We start from the raw sequence: 21,011 nt of genomic DNA, 5'->3' as shown, positions 1-21,011 counted from the left end.
CGTTCAGCATTTTCGAAGCGAGTTTCTTCCATGAAAAGCCATCCCGATGCCGCCAGCCGAATGGTGGCCGAGGTAGTGACGCAATTGCCTGTGCCCTCGCGGCTCGGCATGCTGCGTTTCGAGCGGCTGAATGAAGCAAGCTGGGCCCTGCTGTTTCTCGACCCCAACTGCGAACGCCAGTTCGGCCTGCCCGCCGTAGAGCTTTGCGCCCTGGTCGGCTCGCCCTACGCCAGCCTGATGGAGCCTGAAGCCCGTTATCAGTTGCACGATACGATCCAGCAGCAACTGAGCCAAAGCCCGCACTACCTGATCCGCTACACCCTGCACACTGCCCAGGGCTCCCTGAGCCTGCTGGAAATGGGCGAAGCCTATAAACAACACAATCGGCACCTGCTGCGCGGTTATCTGCTGGTGGTCGACGGCCTGTTCGAAGACGACCCCCTGCTGCCGGCGCTTGACCTGGAAACCCAGAATTCGCGCCTGCAGATTGCCCTGGAGTTGAACCAGCGCGCCCAGCAGGAACAACTGCAACACCTGGAGCGCATGCGTGCCCAGCAAGACCTGATCCTGCTGCTGACGCGCCAGCGCTACAGCTCCGGCAATTCGTTGCGCGAAGCGGCCGAACTGATTACCCGCAGTGCCTGCGATATCTACCAGATCGACAGCGCCAGCCTGTGGAACCTGGAAAATCGCCAACTGCTGCCGATTTCCGCCTACCACCGCTCTTCGCAGGAACACCGGCTACCCGAAGTGATCGACGCCAGCGGCTTCCCCGATTACCTGGAAGCCCTGCACTCGAGCCGGGCCATCGATGCCCACAACGCCATGCATGACCCGCGCACCCGGGAAATGGCCGAGAGCCTGCGTCCACGGGACGTCAACGCCATGCTCGATGCCAGCATCCGCGTGGACGGCCAGGTGGTCGGCGTCCTGTGCCTGGAACAGACCGGCGTGACCCGTGCCTGGCAGTCGGACGAAATCGCTTTCGCCGGCGAGTTGGCCGACCAGTTTGCCCAGGTCATCAACAACCACAACCGGCGCACCGCCACCAGCGCCCTGCACCTGTTCCAGCGTGCGGTCGAGCAAAGTGCCAACGCCTTTTTGCTGGTCAATTGCGACGGCGTGGTCGAGTACGTCAACCCCAGCTTCACGGCGATCACCCAATACAGCACCGAAGAAGTCCACGGCCAGCGCCTGTCGGAACTGCCGGCCCTGGAAAATCTCAGCGAACTGCTGTTCGACGCGCCCTCGAGCCTGGCCAAGAGCAACAGCTGGCAAGGTGAGTTCAAGAGCCGGCGCAAGAACCTGGAGCCCTACTGGGGCCAGTTGTCGATTTCCAAGGTGTATGGCGACAACCGTGAGCTGACCCACTACATCGGCATCTACGAAGACATCACCCAGGCCAAGCTGGCCCAGCAGCGCATCGAGCGCCTGGCCTATACCGACAACCTGACCAACCTGGGCAATCGCCCCGCGTTTATCCGCAACCTCGACGAACGTTTTGCCCGCGACAGCGACAGCCCGATCTGCCTGCTGCTGGTGGACATCGACAATTTCAAGCGGATCAACGACAGCCTCGGCCACCAGACCGGCGACAAGCTGCTGATCAGCCTGGCCCGCCGCCTGCGCAACAGCCTGAGCCCGAGTGGCAGCCTCGCGCGTTTTGCCAGCAACGAATTTGCGGTACTGCTGGATGACGCCAGCCTGTCTATCGGTCAGCAAATGGCCAGCCAGCTGTTGATGACGCTGGACAAGCCGATGTTCGTCGATAACCAGTTGATCAGCGTCACCGCCTCCGTCGGCGTGGCCTGCGCGCCGCTGCACGGGCGCGACCCGCAAACACTGATGCGCAACGCCGGGCTGGCCCTGCACAAGGCCAAGGCCAATGGCAAACACCAGGTCCAGGTGTTCACCGAAGCCTTGAACGCCGAGGCCAGCTACAAGCTGTTCGTGGAGAACAACCTGCGCCGCGCCCTGACCCAGAACGAGCTGGACGTGTTCTACCAGCCCAAGCTGTGCCTGCGCTCCGGTCGCCTGCTGGGGATGGAAGCGCTGCTGCGCTGGAACCACCCGGAAAAAGGCATGATCCGCCCCGACCAGTTCATCAGCGTCGCCGAAGAGACCGGCCTGATCATCCCCATCGGCAAATGGATCGCCCGCCAGGCCTGCCGCATGAGCATCCAACTGAGCGCTGCCGGGCTGGGCAACCTGCAGGTGGCGATCAACCTGTCACCCAAGCAGTTCTCCGACCCGGACCTGGTGTCCTCGATTGCCAACATCCTCAAGGAAGAAAAGCTCCCCGCCCACCTGCTGGAGCTTGAACTGACCGAAGGCCTGTTGCTGGAAGCCACCGAAGACACTCACCTGCAGCTCGACCAGCTCAAACGCCTGGGCCTGACCCTGGCCATGGACGATTTCGGCACCGGTTATTCGTCCCTCAGCTACCTGAAGAAATTCCCGATCGACATCATCAAGATCGATCGCAGCTTCATTCATGAGATCCCGGACAACCAGGACGACATGGAGATCACCTCGGCCGTGATCGCCATGGCCCATAATCTCAAGCTCAAAGTGGTGGCCGAAGGCATCGAGACGGCCGAACAACTGGCCTTCCTGCGCCGCCATCGCTGCGACGTCGGCCAGGGCTACCTGTTCGACCGGCCGATCCCCGGCGCCGAGCTGATCGACAAGCTCAAACGCTACCCACGTGGCCCAATTGCCTGACTGAGTCATCCCTGCGGGAGCGAGCGCCCGCTTGCGGCGTGCTCGCTCCCGCGGGGATTATTCGGCACACTGGCGGTCTGACTACTTACATACTCTGACTGAGAGGACTGATCATGGTCTTGCGCTCGGAAATTCTGGTGAACAAAAACGTGCTCCCAACTAAAGAACAAGCCCTGCCCGGCCGCGAATCCCCGATCACCGTACCGGAGAAACACTTCGTCAATAAGGACCAGTACATGCTGGGTCCCTTCATCGGCAACGTGGAGTTCGCGATCTTCGGCCTGGGCTGCTTCTGGGGCGCGGAACGCAAGTTCTGGCAGCGTGAAGGCGTGGTCAGCACGGCGGTGGGTTATGCCGGCGGCTTCACCCCCAACCCGACCTATGAGGAAGTCTGCTCGGGCCTGACCGGCCACACCGAAGTGGTGCTGGTGGTGTATGACCAGGACCGGATCAGCTACAAGCAATTGCTGGCGATGTTCTGGGAGCTGCACAACCCGACGCAAGGCATGCGCCAAGGCAACGACATCGGTACCCAGTACCGTTCGGTGATCTACGCGGTCAAACCTGAACAACTGGAGGAAGCCAAGGCCAGCGAGCAGACGTTCCAGGCGCAGCTGACCAAGGCGGGGTTGGGCACCATCACCACCGAAATCGAACAGGCCCCGACCTTCTACTACGCCGAGGCGTATCACCAGCAGTACCTGGCGAAGAACCCTGAGGGCTACTGCGGGATCGGCGGCACAGGCGTGACCTGCCCGATCTGATTTGCAGATCGTCAATAGCATCGCGGGCAAGCGGAGCGCCGCCCGGCCCGCTCCCACAAAACCTGTGGGAGCGGGCCGGGCGGCGCTCCGCTTGCCCGCGATGGCGTCCGATCAGACGCCGCTAAAACAGCTGATCAACTCTCGGCAATCAACCAATCCATCTGCCACCCACCCTGGGTCTGGCCCAGCTTCTGCGCCAGCCACGGCAGCAGCTCCCGCAATTCCTCTTCCAGCCCCCACGGCGGATTGGCAATCGCCAGCCCGGAGCCGTTCAGGCTGTTCGGCGTATCCAGCGGATGCACCAGCAATTCCACACGCAGCAACTTCGGCGCGCCGCTGCCGGCCAGGTCCTGATAGAAGCGGCGCAACATGCGCTGGTCCTTCACCGGGTACCAGATCGCCGCCACGGTTTGGCGCATGCGGCCAATCGCTTCTTTGAGCGAAGCGGCACAGCGCTGCATCTCATCGAGCTTCTCGAACGGCGGATCGATCAGCATCAAGCCACGCTTCTCAGGCACCGGCAGCATCGCCCGGGGCACATGCCAGCCTTCGCCCAGGTGCACCTTGACCCGGCGATCGCCCTTCATGTTGTCCTTGAGCAGCAAGCCGTCTTCTGGGTGCTTCTCGTTGAGCAGGACACGATCCTGCGGGCGGGTCAGGCGCCGCGCCAGCTCCGGCGAGCCAGGGTAGTAGCGCAACTGGCCATCCGGGTTCATCTCGTGCAGCACCTGCATGTAGTCGGCCGTCAGCACCGGCAGGTCCGGCTCGCCCCACAATCGCGCGATACCCTCCAGGTACTCACCGGTCCGGCTGGCCTGGTCGCCCTGCAAGTCATACAGACCAATGCCGGCGTGGGTGTCGAGATAGGCAAACGGCTGCTCCTTGCGCGACATCAGGGCGATGAGGCGGGTCAAGGTCAGGTGTTTGAACACGTCGGCGTGATTGCCGGCGTGGAAGGCGTGACGATAATTCATGGCTGCTCCTGCGAAGGAGGCGAAGTTTACCTTTTACCGGCCAGCAAGTCAGGGGTTCACGGCTGAGCGGGCCTGCGCTTTTGCAGTTGCCTGTTTCAGCAAAGTCCACCAACGAAAACGGCCCGCATCCATCAGGCTGCGGGCCGTTCTTTGATCAGCGATTGATCAGGGCATTGGCCCTGGCAATTACTTGTTCAGGTGGAAATCTTTCTCTGCTGCGGCAAAGCGCTGCAGCATGCCGGCCGATGGTTCGCCCATCTTGCTGACCAGGAAGATTGCCAGGCTGGCGAAGATGAAGCCCGGGATGATTTCGTACAGACCCAACAGTTCGAAATGCTTCCAGACGATCACAGTCACCGCACCTACCACGATACCGGCCAGTGCGCCGTTACGGGTCATGCCTTTCCACAGTACCGAAATCAGTACAACCGGACCAAAGGCGGCACCGAAGCCGGCCCAGGCGTAGCTCACCAGGCCCAGTACGCGGTTTTCCGGGTTGGCTGCCATCGCGATGGCCACCAGTGCAACCGCCAGGACCATGGCGCGGCCGACCCAGACCAGCTCGACCTGGGAAGCGTTCTTACGCAGGAAGGACTTGTAGAAGTCTTCGGTCAGGGCACTCGAGCACACCAGCAGTTGGCAGCTCAGGGTGCTCATTACCGCCGCCAGAATGGCCGACAGCAGCACGCCAGCGATCCACGGATTGAACAGCAGCTTGGCCAGCTCGATGAACACACGCTCGTGGTTCTCGGTCACAGGGCCGGCAACTTCCGGGTGCGCCGAGAAGTAGGCGATACCGAAGAAGCCCACTGCCACGGTGCCGCCCAGGCACAGGATCATCCAGGTCATGGAGATGCGACGCGCCTTGGCGATCGATTTCACCGAATCCGCCGCCATGAAGCGCGCCAGGATGTGCGGCTGGCCGAAGTAGCCCAGGCCCCAGCCCATCAGCGAGATGATGCCGATGAAGGTGGTGTTTTTCAGCATGTCGAAGTTGCTTGGATCTTGCGCTTCGATGGCCAGGAAGGTGGTGTCGACGCCACCGGTGGCCAGCAGCACGATGATCGGCGTCAGCAACAGGGCGAAGATCATCAGTGTGGCTTGCACGGTGTCGGTCCAGCTGACTGCCAGGAAACCACCGACGAAGGTGTAGGCAATAGTCGCCGCAGCACCGGCCCACAGCGCAGTCTCGTAGGACATGCCGAAGGTGCTTTCGAACAGACGGGCGCCAGCCACAATGCCGGAAGCGCAGTAGATGGTGAAGAACACCAGGATCACCACGGCAGAAATGATGCGCAGCAGGCCGCTCTTGTCTTCGAAGCGGCTGGAGAAGTAGTCCGGCAGCGTCAGTGCATCACCGTTGTGCTCGGTCTGTACCCGCAGGCGACCGGCCACGAACAGCCAGTTCAGGTAGGCACCGATGATCAGGCCGATGGCGATCCAGCTTTCCGACAGGCCCGACATATAGATGGCACCTGGCAGGCCCATCAACAACCAGCCACTCATGTCCGAGGCGCCAGCGGAAAGCGCGGTCACGACGCTGCCCAGGCTACGGCCACCGAGAATGTAGTCAGAAAGGTTGTTGGTGGAGCGATAGGCCATGAAGCCGATCAGCACCATTGCTGCGATGTAGATCACGAACGTGATCAGGGTTGGATTGCTTGCACTCATTGAGTTACGCCCTGGCTTTGTTTTTATGTAGCAGCGGTCTGTTGAACCGCCACCAAACGATTACGCTTGAAAGACGATTGGAGAATCCGCGCATTTATGACTGATGTTTCCCCAGGAAAGCCATCAGCCGATGAACCGTCTCGTGGATGGTTGCACCTTGGGCGCGAATGCTATTCAACAAAGCAAATGAGGTGCAACCTGTTTCGCCCGAATAAGTTGCACCCAGTCGGAAATTTATTTTAAAGGACAGTTTTTGCTCCCTTTCGGAGCAAGAAACTCAACGGACTGGGAGAAAAAGCACCAAGCAGGGGCGACACGCTGTTGCTTGAATTTAATTCCTGACGAACTGCCGATAATTCCGACAAAAAAGGGTTGCACCAGGTTGCACCTCCCTCAGTGCGCCGCTAATCTTGCCGCCAGCTGATGCCACGCAGTCGTGGCAAACATGAGGATAAAAATATGGCTACCACCACCCTTGGGGTCAAACTCGACGACCCGACCCGCGAGCGCCTCAAAGCCGCCGCGACCTCGATTGATCGCACGCCGCACTGGCTGATCAAGCAGGCGATTTTCAATTACCTGGAAAAACTCGAGGGTGGTGCAACCCTGACCGAGCTCAACGGTTTGACCCGTGCCGAGGCCGATGACAGCACTGACGTGCACGTCGACCACGCGCACCAGTGCTTCCTTGAGTTCGCGGAAAGCATCCTGCCGCAATCGGTCCTGCGCGCCTCGATCACCGCCGCCTACCGTCGCCCTGAGCCGGAAGTGGTGCCAATGCTGCTCGAACAGGCCCGCCTGCCTGCAGCGATGGCCGATGCCACCAACAAGCTGGCCGCCTCGATTGCGGAAAAACTGCGTAACCAGAAGAGCGCCGGCGGCCGTGCAGGCATCGTCCAGGGTCTGCTGCAGGAATTCTCCCTGTCGTCCCAGGAAGGCGTGGCCCTGATGTGCCTGGCCGAAGCGCTGCTGCGGATTCCCGACAAAGGTACCCGCGACGCCCTGATCCGCGACAAGATCAGCACCGGCAACTGGCAACCGCACCTGGGCAACAGCCCGTCGCTGTTCGTCAATGCTGCGACCTGGGGCCTGCTGCTGACCGGCAAACTGGTCTCCACCCATAACGAATCCGGCCTGACTTCGTCCCTGAGCCGCATCATCGGCAAAAGCGGCGAACCGATGATCCGCAAGGGCGTCGACATGGCCATGCGCCTGATGGGCGAGCAGTTCGTGACCGGCGAAACCATCGCCGAAGCCCTGGCCAACGCCAGCAAGTTCGAAGCCAAGGGCTTCCGCTACTCCTACGACATGCTCGGCGAAGCAGCGCTGACCGAACATGACGCGCAGAAATACCTGGCGTCCTACGAGCAAGCCATCCACTCGATCGGCAAGGCGTCCCACGGTCGCGGTATTTACGAAGGCCCGGGCATCTCCATCAAGCTGTCGGCCCTGCACCCACGCTACAGCCGCGCCCAGTACGAGCGCGTGATGGACGAGCTGTACCCGCGCCTGCTGTCGCTGACCTTGCTGGCCAAGCAATACGACATCGGCCTGAACATCGACGCCGAAGAAGCCGACCGCCTGGAACTGTCGCTGGATCTGCTCGAGCGCCTGTGCTTCGAACCACAACTGACTGGCTGGAACGGCATCGGTTTTGTGATCCAGGCCTACCAGAAGCGTTGCCCGTACGTGATCGACTATGTGATCGACCTGGCTCGCCGCAGCCGTCATCGCCTGATGATCCGCCTGGTAAAAGGCGCGTACTGGGACAGCGAGATCAAGCGTGCCCAGGTCGAAGGCCTGGAAGGCTATCCGGTCTACACCCGCAAGGTGTACACCGACGTTTCCTACATTGCTTGCGCGCGAAAACTGCTGTCGGTACCAGAAGTCATCTACCCGCAGTTCGCGACCCACAACGCCCACACGCTGTCGGCCATCTACCATATCGCCGGTCAGAACTACTACCCGGGCCAGTACGAGTTCCAGTGCCTGCACGGCATGGGTGAACCACTGTACGAACAAGTCGTGGGCAAGGTTTCCGAAGGCAAGCTGAACCGTCCGTGCCGCGTGTACGCACCGGTCGGCACCCATGAAACCCTGCTGGCGTACCTGGTACGTCGCCTGCTGGAAAACGGCGCGAACACTTCGTTCGTCAACCGGATCGCCGACCAGTCGATCTCCATCCAGGAGTTGGTGGCCGATCCAGTGAACCAGATCGAGCAGATGGCGACGCTGGAAGGCGGCTTCGGCTTGCCGCACCCGCGTATCCCGCTGCCGCGTGATCTGTATGGCAGCGAGCGCGCCAACTCCAGCGGCATCGACATGGCCAACGAACATCGCCTGGCGTCGCTGTCCTGCGCCCTGTTGTCGAGCGCCCATAACAACTGGAAAGCCGCGCCGATGCTCGGTTGTGCCTCCAGCAGCGAAACCCCGGCACCGGTCCTCAACCCGTCGGATCATCGCGACGTGGTCGGCCACGTCCAGGAAGCCACCGTCGAAGACGTCGACAACGCGATCCAGTGCGCCCTCAACGCCGCACCGATCTGGCAGGCCACCCCGCCCGCCGAGCGCGCGGCGATCCTGGAACGTGCCGCCGACCTGATGGAGGGCGAGATCCAGCCGCTGATGGGCCTGCTGGCCCGCGAAGCCGGCAAGACCTTCGCCAACGCCATCGCCGAAGTGCGCGAAGCCGTGGACTTCCTGCGTTACTACGCGGTGCAGGCACGCAACGATTTCAGCAACGACGCCCACCGCCCACTGGGTCCGGTGGTGTGCATCAGCCCGTGGAACTTCCCATTGGCAATCTTCAGTGGTCAAGTGGCTGCTGCATTGGCCGCCGGTAACCCGGTACTGGCCAAGCCTGCGGAACAGACCCCGCTGATCGCCGCTCAAGCCGTGCGCCTGCTGCTCGAAGCCGGTATCCCTGAAGGCGTCCTGCAACTGCTGCCAGGCCGTGGTGAAACCGTCGGTGCCGGCCTGGTCGGCGACGATCGCGTCAAAGGCGTGATGTTCACCGGTTCCACCGAAGTCGCGCGCCTGCTGCAACGCAACATCGCCGGGCGCCTGGACTCCCAGGGCCGTCCGATTCCACTGATCGCCGAAACCGGTGGCCAGAACGCCATGATCGTCGACTCCTCGGCCCTCACCGAACAGGTGGTGATCGATGTGGTTTCCTCGGCCTTCGACAGCGCCGGCCAGCGCTGCTCGGCACTGCGCGTGCTGTGCCTGCAGGAAGATTCGGCAGACCGCGTGATCGAAATGCTCAAGGGCGCCATGGCTGAATGCCGCCTGGGCAATCCGGAGCGCCTGTCCGTGGACATCGGCCCGGTGATCGACGCCGAAGCCAAGGCTGGCATCGAGAAGCACATCCAGGGCATGCGCGACAAAGGTCGCAGCGTGTACCAGGTGGCAATCGCCGATGGCGAGGAAGTCAAACGCGGCACCTTCATCATGCCGACCCTGATCGAGCTGGAAAGCTTCGACGAGCTGCAACGCGAGATTTTCGGCCCGGTACTGCACGTGGTGCGCTACAAGCGCAAAGACATCGACCTGCTGATCGAGCAGATCAACGCTTCCGGCTACGGCCTGACCCTGGGCGTGCACACTCGCATCGACGAGACCATCGCCAAGGTGATCGACAACGTCAATGCCGGTAACGTCTACGTCAACCGCAACATCGTGGGTGCCGTGGTCGGCGTGCAACCGTTCGGCGGCGAAGGCCTGTCGGGCACTGGCCCGAAAGCCGGTGGCCCGCTGTACCTGTACCGCCTGCTGTCGACTCGCCCAAGCGACGCGATCGAGCAATCCTTCGCCCGTGCCGATGCCGAGACAGCGCCGGATGTGCGTCTGCGTGATGCCATGCGCAAGCCACTGACCGCCCTGCAAGCCTGGGCCGACAGCCACAAGCTCAACGACCTCAGCGCCCTGTGCGTGAAGTTCGCCGAGCAATCGCAAAGCGGTATCACCCGCGTCCTGGCCGGCCCGACCGGCGAGCGCAACAGCTATGCGATCCTGCCGCGCGAACACGTACTGTGCCTGGCGGACAGCGAAAGCGACCTACTGACGCAACTGGCGGCGGTCCTGGCCGTGGGCGGCTCGGCAGTGATGCCGGAGAACGAGCTGAGCAAGGCACTGCTGGCCCGTCTGCCAAAAGAAGTACAGGCGCGCATCCAGCGGGTTGCAGACTGGACCAAGGACGAAGTCGTCATTGATGCCGTGCTGCATCATGGTCACTCCGACCAGTTGCGTGCGGTCTGCCAGCAAGTGGCAACCCGTGCCGGCGCCATCGTCGGGGTCCACGGCCAGGCGCCGGGGGAAACCGGCATTGCGCTGGAACGCCTGGTGATCGAGCGCGCGCTGAGCGTCAACACCGCAGCGGCCGGCGGTAACGCCAGCTTGATGACTATTGGCTAAAACCGATAAGCCGGGCACCTGCAACAGATGCCCGGTTAAGCAACAATCCCTGTGGGAGCTGGCTTGCCAGCGATAGCGATGTGTCAGTCACCATTAGTGTTGACTGATCTGCCGCCATCGCTGGCAAGCCAGCTCCCACAGTGGTTTGTGGTGAGTATGTTAAGTCACCGCTCTTGCCCACCATCACGCTCATCAATCTTCCTGTTCACCCCGCCCTTCCCGCCTCTAGACTCGGCCCATTCCAAAACAGGTAGGCCGCCATGTCCGAGACGCTGCTCAGTTCCCGCAATCTGGCTTTCGAGCTGTACGAAGTCCTCGATGCCGAGGGTTTGACTCAGCGCGAGCGTTTCGCCGAGCACAACCGCGAGACCTTTGACGCGGCCATTGGCACCGCCCGCAGCATCGCCGAGAAGTACTTTGCGCCCCATAACCGCAAGGGCGACGAGAACGAGCCGCGCTATGAAGACGGCAAGGCGATCCTGATCCCGGAAGTCAAACCTGCCGTGGATGCCTTCCTCGAAGCCGGTTTTCTCAACGCCGCCCGCAGTTTCGAAGCCGGTGGCATGCAGTTGCCGACCCTGCTGTCGCAAGCCTGTTTCGCCCACTTTCAAGCAGCCAACGCGGCAACCACTTCCTACCCGTTCCTGACCATGGGCGCGGCCAACCTGATCGAGAGCTTTGGCACCGACGAGCAGAAACAACGTTTCCTGCAGCCAATGATCGACGGTCGGTTTTTCGGCACCATGGCCCTCACCGAACCCCACGCCGGCTCGTCGCTGTCGGACATCCGCACCCGCGCCAAACCGGCGTCTGACGGTACTTATCGTCTCAAGGGCAACAAGATCTTTATTTCCGGCGGCGATCATCCGCTCTCGGAAAACATCGTGCACATGGTGCTGGCTAAGCTGCCGGACGCGCCGGCCGGCGTGAAAGGGATTTCGCTGTTCATCGTCCCCAAGTTCCTGGTCAACGATGACGGCAGCCTCGGTAAGCGCAACGACGTGCTGCTGGCCGGCCTGTTCCACAAGATGGGCTGGCGCGGCACCACTTCGACTGCGTTGAACTTCGGCGATAACGGGGAGTGTGTCGGCTATCTGGTAGGCAAGCCGCACCAAGGCCTGAGCTGCATGTTCCAGATGATGAACGAGGCGCGGATCGGCGTCGGCATGGGCGCGGTGATGCTGGGGTATGCCGGCTACCTGTATTCCCTGGAATACGCCCGCGAACGCCCGCAAGGTCGCCTGCCGGACAGCAAGGACCCGAATACCGCCCCGGTTTCGATCGTCCAGCACGCCGACGTCAAGCGCATGCTGCTGACCCAGAAAGCCTACGTCGAAGGCGCATTCGACCTCGGCCTCTACGCAGCGCGATTGTTCGATGACACCACGACGCTTGAGACCGAAGCCGAGCGCAAAAAGGCGCACGAACTGCTGGACCTGCTGACGCCCATCGTCAAATCCTGGCCATCGGAGTTCTGCCTGAAGGCCAACGAACTGGCGATCCAGATCCTCGGCGGCCATGGCTACACCCGCGAGTACCCGGTGGAGCAGTACTACCGCGACAACCGCCTGAACCCGATCCACGAGGGCACCCACGGCATTCAGTCGCTGGACCTGCTGGGGCGCAAGCTCGCGCAGAACGGCGGCGCGGGGCTCAAGCAACTGATCCGCCTGATCGCCGACACCGCCGAACGTGCCCAGGCATATGAATCGCTGACGCCATTACGTGAGCCACTAGAAAAGCTGGTGGCGCGCCTGCAAACCGTGACCATCGGCCTGCTGACCGATCTGGCTCAGGGTAAGGTCAACAGCAGCCTGGCCAACTCGGCGCTGTACCTGAAGGTATTTGGTCACACGGTGATCGGCTGGCGCTGGCTGGAACAGGCGATCCGCGCCGAAGAAGGGTTGGCCAAGGGCAATGCCGCGGACGTCGGTTTCTATAAAGGCAAGCTGCAGGCGGCGCGCTACTTCCTGACCTGGGAAGTGCCGGGTTGCCACCATGAGCTGGCGATTCTTGAAGCGCGCGATGACGTGTGCCTGGGCATGCAGGATGAGTGGTTTTGATCACTGCCTTGCGGTGCTGAAATCCAATCATCGGATCGCCGCCCGGAACAAGCTCGCTCCCACAAGGATCTGTGTTGTTCACAGATAAGTGGGAGCGGGGCTTGCCCGCGATAGCGTCAGTTGGGCCGACGCTATTTTCAGTCAGACCTGACTGATGGTCTTGGCAATCACTTCGACCGTGGCGCTGACTTGCTCTTGGTAACGGTCGAGTTCCTGTTGGTGACGTTTCTGCATTTCCAACTGCTTTGAACACAGGTTCATCGCCGTCAGCACCAGCAGTTTGTCCCCGATCAGGGTCGGGTATTTCTTCTTGGTCTCAGCCAGCACCGCCTTGAGCATGAGCGCGGCGTCGAGCAGCATCTGCTCTTCCCCGGCCGGCGCCTTGATCGAATAGTCTTCTCCAAGAATGGAAACGACTTTTACCCCATCGGCACCGTGATTCATGCGTTCACAGGACCTGCGCTCACACGCTCAACCAGGGCTTGAATACGGGCTACGGTGGCACCCTGCTTTTCTTCCTGTTCCATCAGGCTCAATTGCAGGCTTTCGTTTTCGTCCTTGGCCTGGGCCAGCTCGGCGCTCAGGGTCTGGTTAGTGCCGAGCAGTTCCTGGTTCTGTTGCACCAGCTCGCTGACCAGTTGTTCCAATTGGCTTAGGGTTGCTTCCAACATTTTGATATTCCGGGCATTTTCAAAGGGCGCGTACGATAAAGAAAAGTCACCACAGGCGCCAGGGTTATTGCGGCGCAGAGCCTTGATTTTCCTGGCGGCGATCTTTCCTGCGAATGTTAAAGACTGCGATTGGCCCATCTGGTTCCTGCAACTCGTCAGGGGCAAGCAATTGTTACCCGCGCCCCCTTGATTACACGGGGGTGAAACAGGCCACTTAAAAGCTTTTTGACAGCATCACATTTCAACAGGTTAGAATCGCTGGCACGCAGACTGCATGGTCAGTTCGCGCCCGCCTTTCAGCTTTCCGGAGTACTGCCTTTGAATGCGACGACCATCAACAGCCTGTTCTTGATCGGCGCGTTGCTGGTAGGTGCGAGCATTCTAGTAAGTTCACTTTCCTCCCGTCTGGGCATCCCGATTCTGGTGATCATCCTGGCCGTGGGCATGACCGCCGGCGTTGACGGTGGCGGCATCATTTTCGATAACTACCCCACCGCGTACCTGGTCGGCAACCTGGCCCTGGCCGTGATCCTGCTCGATGGCGGCTTGCGCACCAGAGTCTCGAGCTTTCGCGTGGCGTTATGGCCGGCGTTGTCGCTGGCCACCGTCGGGGTGCTGATCACCACCGGGCTGACCGGCATGGCCGCGGCCTGGCTGTTCGACCTGAACCTGATCCAGGGCCTGTTGATCGGCGCCATCGTCGGCTCCACCGATGCCGCGGCGGTGTTCTCCCTGCTCGGCGGCAAGGGCCTCAACGAACGTGTGACGGCCACCCTGGAAATCGAGTCCGGCAGCAACGACCCGATGGCGGTGTTCCTCACCGTGACCCTGATCGACATGCTCGCCAGCGGCCAGACCGGCCTGCACTGGAGCCTGCTGACTCACCTGCTGCGCGAGTTCGGCATCGGCGGCCTGATTGGCCTGGGCGGTGGCTGGCTGATGCTGCAGATGGTCAACCGGATCAACCTCGCCACCGGCCTGTACCCGATCCTGGTGATCGCCGGTGGCCTGGTGGTCTTTGCCCTGACCAACGCCCTGCACGGCAGTGGTTTCCTTGCGGTGTACCTGTGCGGCCTGGTGATCGGCAACCGCCCGGTGCGCAGCCGCCACGGCATTTTGCACATGCTCGACGGCATGGCATGGCTGGCGCAAATCGGCATGTTCCTGGTGTTGGGCCTGCTGGTAACGCCCCACGACCTGCTGCCGATCGCCCTGCCGGCCCTTGGCCTGGCCCTGTGGATGATCCTGTTTGCCCGGCCGCTGTCGGTGATGGTCGGCCTGCTGCCGTTCAAGGCCTTCCATGGGCGGGAAAAGGTGTTCATTTCCTGGGTCGGCCTGCGCGGCGCGGTACCGATCATTCTCGCGGTGTTCCCGCTGATGGCCGGGCTGCCCAACGCCCAGCTGTACTTCAACCTGGCGTTCTTCATCGTGCTGGTGTCGCTGCTGGTCCAGGGCACGAGCCTGCCGTGGGTGGCCAAGCTGCTGAAGGTGACGGTGCCGCCGGAGCCCGCGCCGATCTCCCGCGCAGCCCTGGAAGTGCACGTGACCAGCGAGTGGGAACTGTTCGTTTACCGTCTCGGCGCGGAAAAGTGGTGCATCGGCGCAGCCCTGCGCGAGCTGAAAATGCCCGAAGGCACCCGCATCGCTGCCCTGTTTCGCGGCCAGCAACTGCTCCATCCGTCGGGTAGTACGGTGCTCGAAGTCGATGATTTGCTCTGCGTGATCGGCCATGAACACAACCTCCCGGCCCTCGGAAAACTGTTCAGCCAGGCCCCGCAACGGGGCCTCGACCTGCGTTTTTTCGGCGACTTCGTTCTCGAAGGCGACGCCCAGCTGGGCGCGGTTTCCGCGCTGTACGGGCTGCAACTCGAAGGGGTCGATCCGGACATGCCGCTGGGCCGCTTCATTACCCAGAAAGTCGGCGGCGCTCCGGTGGTAGGTGACCAGGTGGAATGGAACAACACCATCTGGACGGTTGCGGTCATGGACGGGAACAAGATTGCCAAAGTGGGCGTCAGATTCCCCGAAGGAAGTCGCCCGGGCCCCGGCTTGTTCCTCTAAACTCCTTTTTCCGCCACGTTTTCGATCGGTCTCTATGCCAACCCTGCGCACATTTTTAGCTGTAGCCCTGTTGGGGCTGAGTCTTTCCGTCGGCACCCTGCAGGCGGCCGAACCACCTTCCGCTGACACCGTGCAGAAGAGCCTGGACAAGATCGCCGAACGCAAACTGCCCGAGGCCGATCAAAAAGCCCTGCAAGCGGTACTGCAACAGACCCTGACCCAGCTGTCGAACAAGGCCGATTACGACAAGCGCCTCAACGACCTCAAGCAACAGCTGAGCACCGCGCCCAAGCAGAACATCGAGAACCAGCGCGAACTGGACCGTCTCGAGGCGACCAAGGTGATCCCGGTTGCCCAGCGCTACGCCAACCTGAGCGTGCCGCAGCTCGAACAGATGCTCACCGAGCGCAGTACCCAGCAAAGCGACCTGCAAAAGGCCCTGGCCGATGCCAATAGCCTGATCATCACGGCCCAGACCCGCCCCGAGCGCGCCCAGGCCGAAATCAGCAGCAGCCAGACCCGCATCCTGCAGATCAACAACATCCTCAAGACCGGCAAGGACAACGGCAAGACTCTCTCCAACGAGCAACGCGATCTGCTCAACGCCGAGCTCGCCGCCCTGAATGCGCTGATCCCGCTGCGCCGCCAGGAACTGGCCGGCAACAGCCAGCTACAGGACCTGGGCAACAGCCAGCACGACCTGCTGACCGAACGCACTATGCGTATGGAGCGGGAGATCCAGGACCTGCAGACCCTGATCAACCAGAAACGCCTGGCACAGTCCCAGGAGACGGTTACCCAGCAGTCGATCGAAGCCCAGAAAGCCGGCGGCAGCAGCCTGCTCGCCACCGAAAGCGCGGCCAACCTGAAGCTCTCCGACTACCTGCTCAAAAGCACCGACCGCCTCAACGAACTGACCCAGCAGAACCTGCAAACCAAACAGCAGCTCGACACCGTGACCCAGAGCGACGCGGCGCTGGATGAACAGATCAGCGTCCTCAAGGGCAGCCTGCTGCTGTCGAAGATCCTCTACAAGCAAAAGCAGGCCCTGCCCCGCTTGCGCCTGGACCGCGACCTGGCCGACCAGATTGCCGACATCCGCCTGTACCAATTCGAAGTCAATCAGCAACGCGAGCTGATCAGCAATCCCACAGCCTATGTGGATAACTTGCTGGCAGCCCAACCGCCGGACCAGGTCACCCCGCAACTGCGCAAGAACCTGCTGGAGCTGGCACTGACCCGGGTCGACCTGCTGGAGCGCCTGAACCGTGAGCTGAGCGCCCTGCTCAACGAATCCATCACCCTGCAGTTGAACCAGAAGCAACTGCTGACCACCGCCCAGAACCTGCGCTCGACCCTCGACGAACAGATGTTCTGGATCCCCAGCAACAAGCCGCTGGACCTGGAATGGCTGCGGGCCGTGCCGACGCGCCTGGAAAAGCAGATCAACACCCTGCCCTGGACCTCGACCCTGACCGAGCTGAGTGACGGCCTGATCCAGCGACCGCTGCTGTTCACCCCGCTGGCGCTGCTGATCGGCTTTCTACTGTGGCGCCGCAAGTACCTGTATGGCCGCCTGAACAAGGTCCACCAGGATATCGGGCACTTCAAGCGCGACAGTCAATGGCACACGCCCCAGGCAATTCTGATCAATGTGCTGCTGGCGATGCCGGTTTCCCTGGCACTGGCGCTGTGTGGCTACGCCTTGCAGATCGACGCCCGCGGGCAAAACACCAACCTCGGTGCGGCCCTGCTGCAAGTGTCCCAGGCCTGGCTGGTGTTCTACACCGCCTACCGGATCCTGGCTCCCGGCGGCGTGGCGCAGTTGCACTTCCGCTGGGAAAAACCCCAGGTCGAGTTCCTTCGCGGCTGGATCCGGCGCCTGGGCGTGGTGGTGATCGCGCTGGTCGCCGTGGTAGCGGTGGCCGAGTTGCAACCGGCGGCACTGGCCGATGATGTGCTGGGCATCGGCGTGGTGCTGACCTGCTACGCCCTGATGGCCTGGCTGCTCAGTCGCCTGTTGCTGCATAGCCCGACCCACAACAACGCCTCGCTGTTTCGCAAGGCGGTCGGGGTGATGTTCACCGCGCTGCCCGTGGCGCTGTTCATTGCCGTGTGCTTTGGCTACTTCTACACCGCCCTGAAGCTCAGCGACCGGTTGATCAACACCCTGTACCTGTTGATGTTCTGGCTGGTGATCGAGGCCACCTTCGTGCGTGGCCTGTCCGTGGCGGCTCGGCGCCTGGCCTACCAGCGGGCGCTGACCAAGCGCCTGGCGGCCAAGGAAGCCGGCGATGGCGAAGTGGTGGTCGAAGAGCCGACGCTGGACATCGAGAAGGTCAACGAGCAATCCCTGCGCCTGATCCGCCTGGCCCTGCTGGGTGGCTTCATTGCCGCCCTGTACTGGGTCTGGGCCGACCTGATCACGGTGTTCTCGTACCTGGACAACATCACCCTCTACGAATACACCAGCGGCACCGGCGCCAACATGAGCATGGTGCCGATCAGCATCGGCGACATGCTCGGCGCCCTGATCATCATCGGCATCACCATGGCCCTGGCGCGCAACCTGCCCGGCCTGCTGGAAGTGCTGGTGCTGTCCAAGCTTGACCTGGCCCAGGGCAGCGCCTACGCCACCACCACCTTGCTGACCTACGTGATCGCCGGCATCGGTTTCGTGACCACCCTGTCGACCCTCGGGGTCAGTTGGGACAAGCTGCAATGGCTGGTGGCGGCGCTCTCGGTCGGCCTGGGTTTCGGCATGCAGGAAATCTTCGCCAACTTCATCTCCGGGATCATGATTTTGTTCGAGCGTCCGGTACGGATCGGCGACACCATCACCATCGGCAACCTGTCGGGCACGGTGAGCAAAATCCGCATCCGCGCAACCACCATCACCGACTTCGACCGCAAGGACATCATCGTCCCGAACAAGACGTTCATCACCGGGCAACTGATCAACTGGTCGCTGACCGACACCATCACCCGTGTGACGCTCAAGCTTGGCGTGGACTATGGCTCGGACCTGGACCTGGTCAAGGAGCTGCTGCTCAAGGCCGCCCGCGACAATCCGCGGGTGCTCAAGGAGCCGGAGCCCCACGTGTACTTCCTGAACTTCGGCGAAAGCACCCTGGATCACGAACTGCGCGTGCACGTGCGTGACCTGGGTGACCGCAACCCGGTCCTCGACGAGATCAACCGGTTCATCAACCGCGAGTTCAAGAAGCAGCACATCAACATCTCGTTCCGGCAGATGGAGGTGTACCTGAAGAACCTCCACGGCCAGGAATACAAGATGGTGCCGATCGAACCGGAAGCGAAAACCATCGTTGCGGCAAAGGACCTCTCTGGCGAGCAACAACCACCCGCGCCGAAACTCGACTAACCGGACAATCCCCAGCAGAATGCTCGGACATTCTGCTGGAGATGGCCGTTGAAAGCCCTCGACGAACTGACCTTCGACAACCGCTTCGCTCGCCTGGGCGACGCGTTCTCAACCCATGTCCTACCCGAGCCCATCAGCGAGCCGCGCCTGGTCGTGGCCAGCCCCGCCGCCATGGCCCTGTTGGACCTCGACCCGGCGGTGGCCGAGACCCCGGTGTTCGCCGAGCTGTTCGGCGGTCATAAACTGTGGGCAGAAGCCGAACCCCGGGCAATGGTCTACTCCGGGCATCAGTTCGGTTCCTACAACCCGCAACTGGGCGATGGCCGCGGGCTATTGCTGGGCGAGGTCTACAACCAGGCCGGCGAGCATTGGGACCTGCACCTCAAGGGGGCCGGGCAGACGCCCTACTCACGCATGGGCGATGGCCGCGCCGTGCTGCGCTCCTCGATCCGCGAGTTCCTCGCCTCGGAAGCGCTGCACGCGCTGGGCATCCCAAGCAGCCGCGCGCTGTGTGTGATCGGCTCCAGCACACCGGTGTGGCGAGAGAAACAGGAACGGGCGGCGATGGTCCTGCGCCTGGCGCCGAGCCACGTGCGTTTCGGCCACTTTGAATACTTCTACTACACCAAACGTCCCGAGCAACAGAAGGCCCTCGGCGAACACGTCCTGGCGCAGCACTTCCCCGAGTGCCTGGAACAGCCGGAGCCTTACCTGGCGATGTTCCGCGAAATCGTCGAGCGCAACGCCGAGCTGATTGCCAAGTGGCAGGCCTATGGGTTCTGCCACGGGGTGATGAACACCGACAACATGTCGATCCTGGGCATCACCTTCGACTTCGGGCCATTCGCCTTTCTCGACGATTTCGATGCCCACTTCATCTGCAACCACTCCGATGACCAGGGCCGCTACTCGTTCAGCAATCAGGTACCGATCGGCCAGTGGAACCTCAGCGCCCTGGCGCAGGCCCTGACGCCATTCATCAGTGTCGAAGCCCTGCGCGAGGCCCTGAGCCTGTACTTGCCGCTGTTCCAGGCCCATTACCTGGACCTGATGCGCCGACGCCTGGGCCTGACCACCGGCGAAGACAGTGACCAGGCCCTGGTCGAGCAGCTACTGCAGTTAATGCAAAACAGTGCCGTCGACTACAGCCTGTTTTTCCGCCGCCTCGGCGATCAGGCACCCGAGCAGGCCCTAGCCCGCTTGCGCGATGACTTTGTCGACATCCAGGGTTTTGATGCGTGGGGCGAGCGCTACAAGGACCGGGTGGCCCGTGAAGGGCTGGTTGACCAGGAACAGCGCCGCACACGGATGCACGCGGTCAACCCGCTGTACATCCTGCGCAACTATCTGGCGCAAAAAGCCATCGATGCGGCAGAAAATGGCGACTATTGCGAAGTCCGCCGCCTGCACGCGGTGCTGAGCAAGCCGTTCGAGCAACAACCGGGAATGGACAGCTACGCTGAACGCCCGCCGGAATGGGGCAAGCATCTGGAGATCAGTTGTTCGTCGTGAGGTGAGTCAGATAAAGACTTCAACCGACACGCTAAAGCGCTCGGCCAACCAGCGGACTTGGCGCAGGTTGAGCTGGCGCTTGCCACTCAGGATTTCGGACACGACCGACTGAGGGCCGACGCCAGGCAGGTCGCTCTGGCTGAGGCCGTGTTCACGCATCAAGTAGCCAAGAATCTCGACCCCGCTAGGCTTGGGCATCGGGTGATGCTTATGGTCCCACTCCTCAATCCAGTCACCAATGATATCCACCAGGCTCATCAGCGGGTGGGACTCATCATCGCCCGTCATCTCGAGCAACTCGTCCAGCGCATGCGCCAGCAGGTCATAGTCATCTTCACTTTTCGGTTTTCGAAGCAGCGGTGAGACAAACTCCCAATGCTCGGCAGCTTTTTTGATCAGTACACTCATGCTTTTTCCTCCTTCCACTTGCCGCGGTCATATTCGCGATGATCCCGCACATGCTTGATATAAAGCTTTTGCGATCGATATCTGACAAAAGCTATCAACCGCAGCTTGTTGCCACCGATATCGAAAACATGAAGCTCACCTACCTTGTCGACAGCAGGGAATGTGGCTCTCATCGCCGCAAAATCCGACGGTTTGCTTCCTTTGGCTAATTGATACCAATGGTCCAGCGCATTGGCTGCCATTGGCCATCTGACCTTGGCTTCACGTACTCTTTTTTCGGTGAGAACATGCATGCAACATCCTTATCGCATTTTGCTATGGGGAGTTAATCACAGATAAAAGATATCGCAAGTTGCGATAATCCG

The 21,011-nt window shown here is 61.6% G+C and carries 13 protein-coding genes; 7 read left to right on the top strand and 6 right to left on the bottom strand.

Annotated elements, in window-relative coordinates:
* The first annotated feature begins 30 nt into the window (after window positions 1-30).
* Both PspS04_RS02070 and msrA read left to right on the top strand, forming a co-directional pair.
* Window positions 31-2,724 carry a sensor domain-containing phosphodiesterase gene (locus tag PspS04_RS02070; protein ID WP_159993342.1) on the top strand — a complete coding sequence of 898 codons (2,694 nt, stop codon included), beginning with the start codon at window positions 31-33 and terminating at the stop codon, window positions 2,722-2,724.
* Window positions 2,725-2,837: 113 nt separating this feature from the next.
* Complete coding sequence (gene msrA / locus PspS04_RS02065; protein WP_159993340.1) at window positions 2,838-3,488, top strand: peptide-methionine (S)-S-oxide reductase MsrA; 651 nt, start codon at window positions 2,838-2,840, stop codon at window positions 3,486-3,488.
* A 134-nt stretch (window positions 3,489-3,622) separates the two neighbouring features.
* Here the strand turns inward: msrA and PspS04_RS02060 are convergent, their stop codons facing one another.
* Together PspS04_RS02060 and putP are read right to left on the bottom strand one after the other, a co-directional pair.
* On the bottom strand, window positions 3,623-4,462 hold the full coding sequence (locus PspS04_RS02060; protein ID WP_159993338.1) for a 23S rRNA (adenine(2030)-N(6))-methyltransferase RlmJ: 840 nt from the start codon (window positions 4,460-4,462) through the stop codon (window positions 3,623-3,625).
* A gap of 186 nt (window positions 4,463-4,648) precedes the next feature.
* Window positions 4,649-6,133 carry a sodium/proline symporter PutP gene (gene putP, locus PspS04_RS02055; protein ID WP_095167159.1) on the bottom strand — a complete coding sequence of 495 codons (1,485 nt, stop codon included), beginning with the start codon at window positions 6,131-6,133 and terminating at the stop codon, window positions 4,649-4,651.
* Between the two features lie 459 nt (window positions 6,134-6,592).
* Here putP and putA point away from each other — a divergent pair, with 459 nt between their 5' ends.
* Entirely contained in the window at window positions 6,593-10,546 is a 3,954-nt protein-coding gene (putA, locus tag PspS04_RS02050) for a trifunctional transcriptional regulator/proline dehydrogenase/L-glutamate gamma-semialdehyde dehydrogenase (RefSeq protein WP_159993336.1), read from the top strand.
* A gap of 260 nt (window positions 10,547-10,806) precedes the next feature.
* Window positions 10,807-12,609, top strand: coding sequence for an acyl-CoA dehydrogenase (locus PspS04_RS02045; protein ID WP_159993334.1), 1,803 nt, complete (start codon window positions 10,807-10,809; stop codon window positions 12,607-12,609).
* Between the two features lie 141 nt (window positions 12,610-12,750).
* Here the strand turns inward: PspS04_RS02045 and PspS04_RS02040 are convergent, their stop codons facing one another.
* Entirely contained in the window at window positions 12,751-13,053 is a 303-nt protein-coding gene (locus PspS04_RS02040) for a cell division protein ZapA (RefSeq protein WP_095167163.1), read from the bottom strand.
* Entirely contained in the window at window positions 13,050-13,280 is a 231-nt protein-coding gene (locus PspS04_RS02035) for a hypothetical protein (protein WP_095167165.1), read from the bottom strand. The genes PspS04_RS02040 and PspS04_RS02035 overlap by 4 nt, the downstream gene beginning before the upstream one ends.
* A 318-nt stretch (window positions 13,281-13,598) precedes the next feature.
* On the opposite strand from PspS04_RS02035, the gene PspS04_RS02030 reads away from it, so the two are divergent.
* From PspS04_RS02030 to selO, 3 genes are read left to right on the top strand one after another with little or no spacing between them, the layout of a single operon-like run.
* Window positions 13,599-15,341 carry a potassium/proton antiporter gene (locus PspS04_RS02030; RefSeq protein WP_159993332.1) on the top strand — a complete coding sequence of 581 codons (1,743 nt, stop codon included), beginning with the start codon at window positions 13,599-13,601 and terminating at the stop codon, window positions 15,339-15,341.
* A 34-nt stretch (window positions 15,342-15,375) separates the two neighbouring features.
* A complete protein-coding gene (gene mscK / locus PspS04_RS02025; protein WP_159993330.1) occupies window positions 15,376-18,726 on the top strand; it encodes a mechanosensitive channel MscK in 3,351 nt (1,116 codons plus the stop codon).
* A gap of 48 nt (window positions 18,727-18,774) precedes the next feature.
* Window positions 18,775-20,238, top strand: coding sequence for a protein adenylyltransferase SelO (selO, locus tag PspS04_RS02020; protein WP_159993328.1), 1,464 nt, complete (start codon window positions 18,775-18,777; stop codon window positions 20,236-20,238).
* Window positions 20,239-20,244: 6 nt separating this feature from the next.
* Here the strand turns inward: selO and PspS04_RS02015 are convergent, their stop codons facing one another.
* Both PspS04_RS02015 and PspS04_RS02010 read right to left on the bottom strand, forming a co-directional pair.
* On the bottom strand, window positions 20,245-20,646 hold the full coding sequence (locus PspS04_RS02015) for a helix-turn-helix domain-containing protein (RefSeq protein ID WP_103397313.1): 402 nt from the start codon (window positions 20,644-20,646) through the stop codon (window positions 20,245-20,247).
* A complete protein-coding gene (locus PspS04_RS02010) occupies window positions 20,643-20,939 on the bottom strand; it encodes a type II toxin-antitoxin system HigB family toxin (protein ID WP_159993326.1) in 297 nt (98 codons plus the stop codon). The genes PspS04_RS02015 and PspS04_RS02010 overlap by 4 nt, the downstream gene beginning before the upstream one ends.
* Window positions 20,940-21,011 lie beyond the last annotated feature (72 nt).

The organism is Pseudomonas sp. S04 (genome assembly GCF_009834545.1).
Taxonomy (GTDB): Bacteria; Pseudomonadota; Gammaproteobacteria; order Pseudomonadales; family Pseudomonadaceae; genus Aquipseudomonas.
This window is presented reverse-complemented; position numbering and strand designations above follow the sequence as displayed.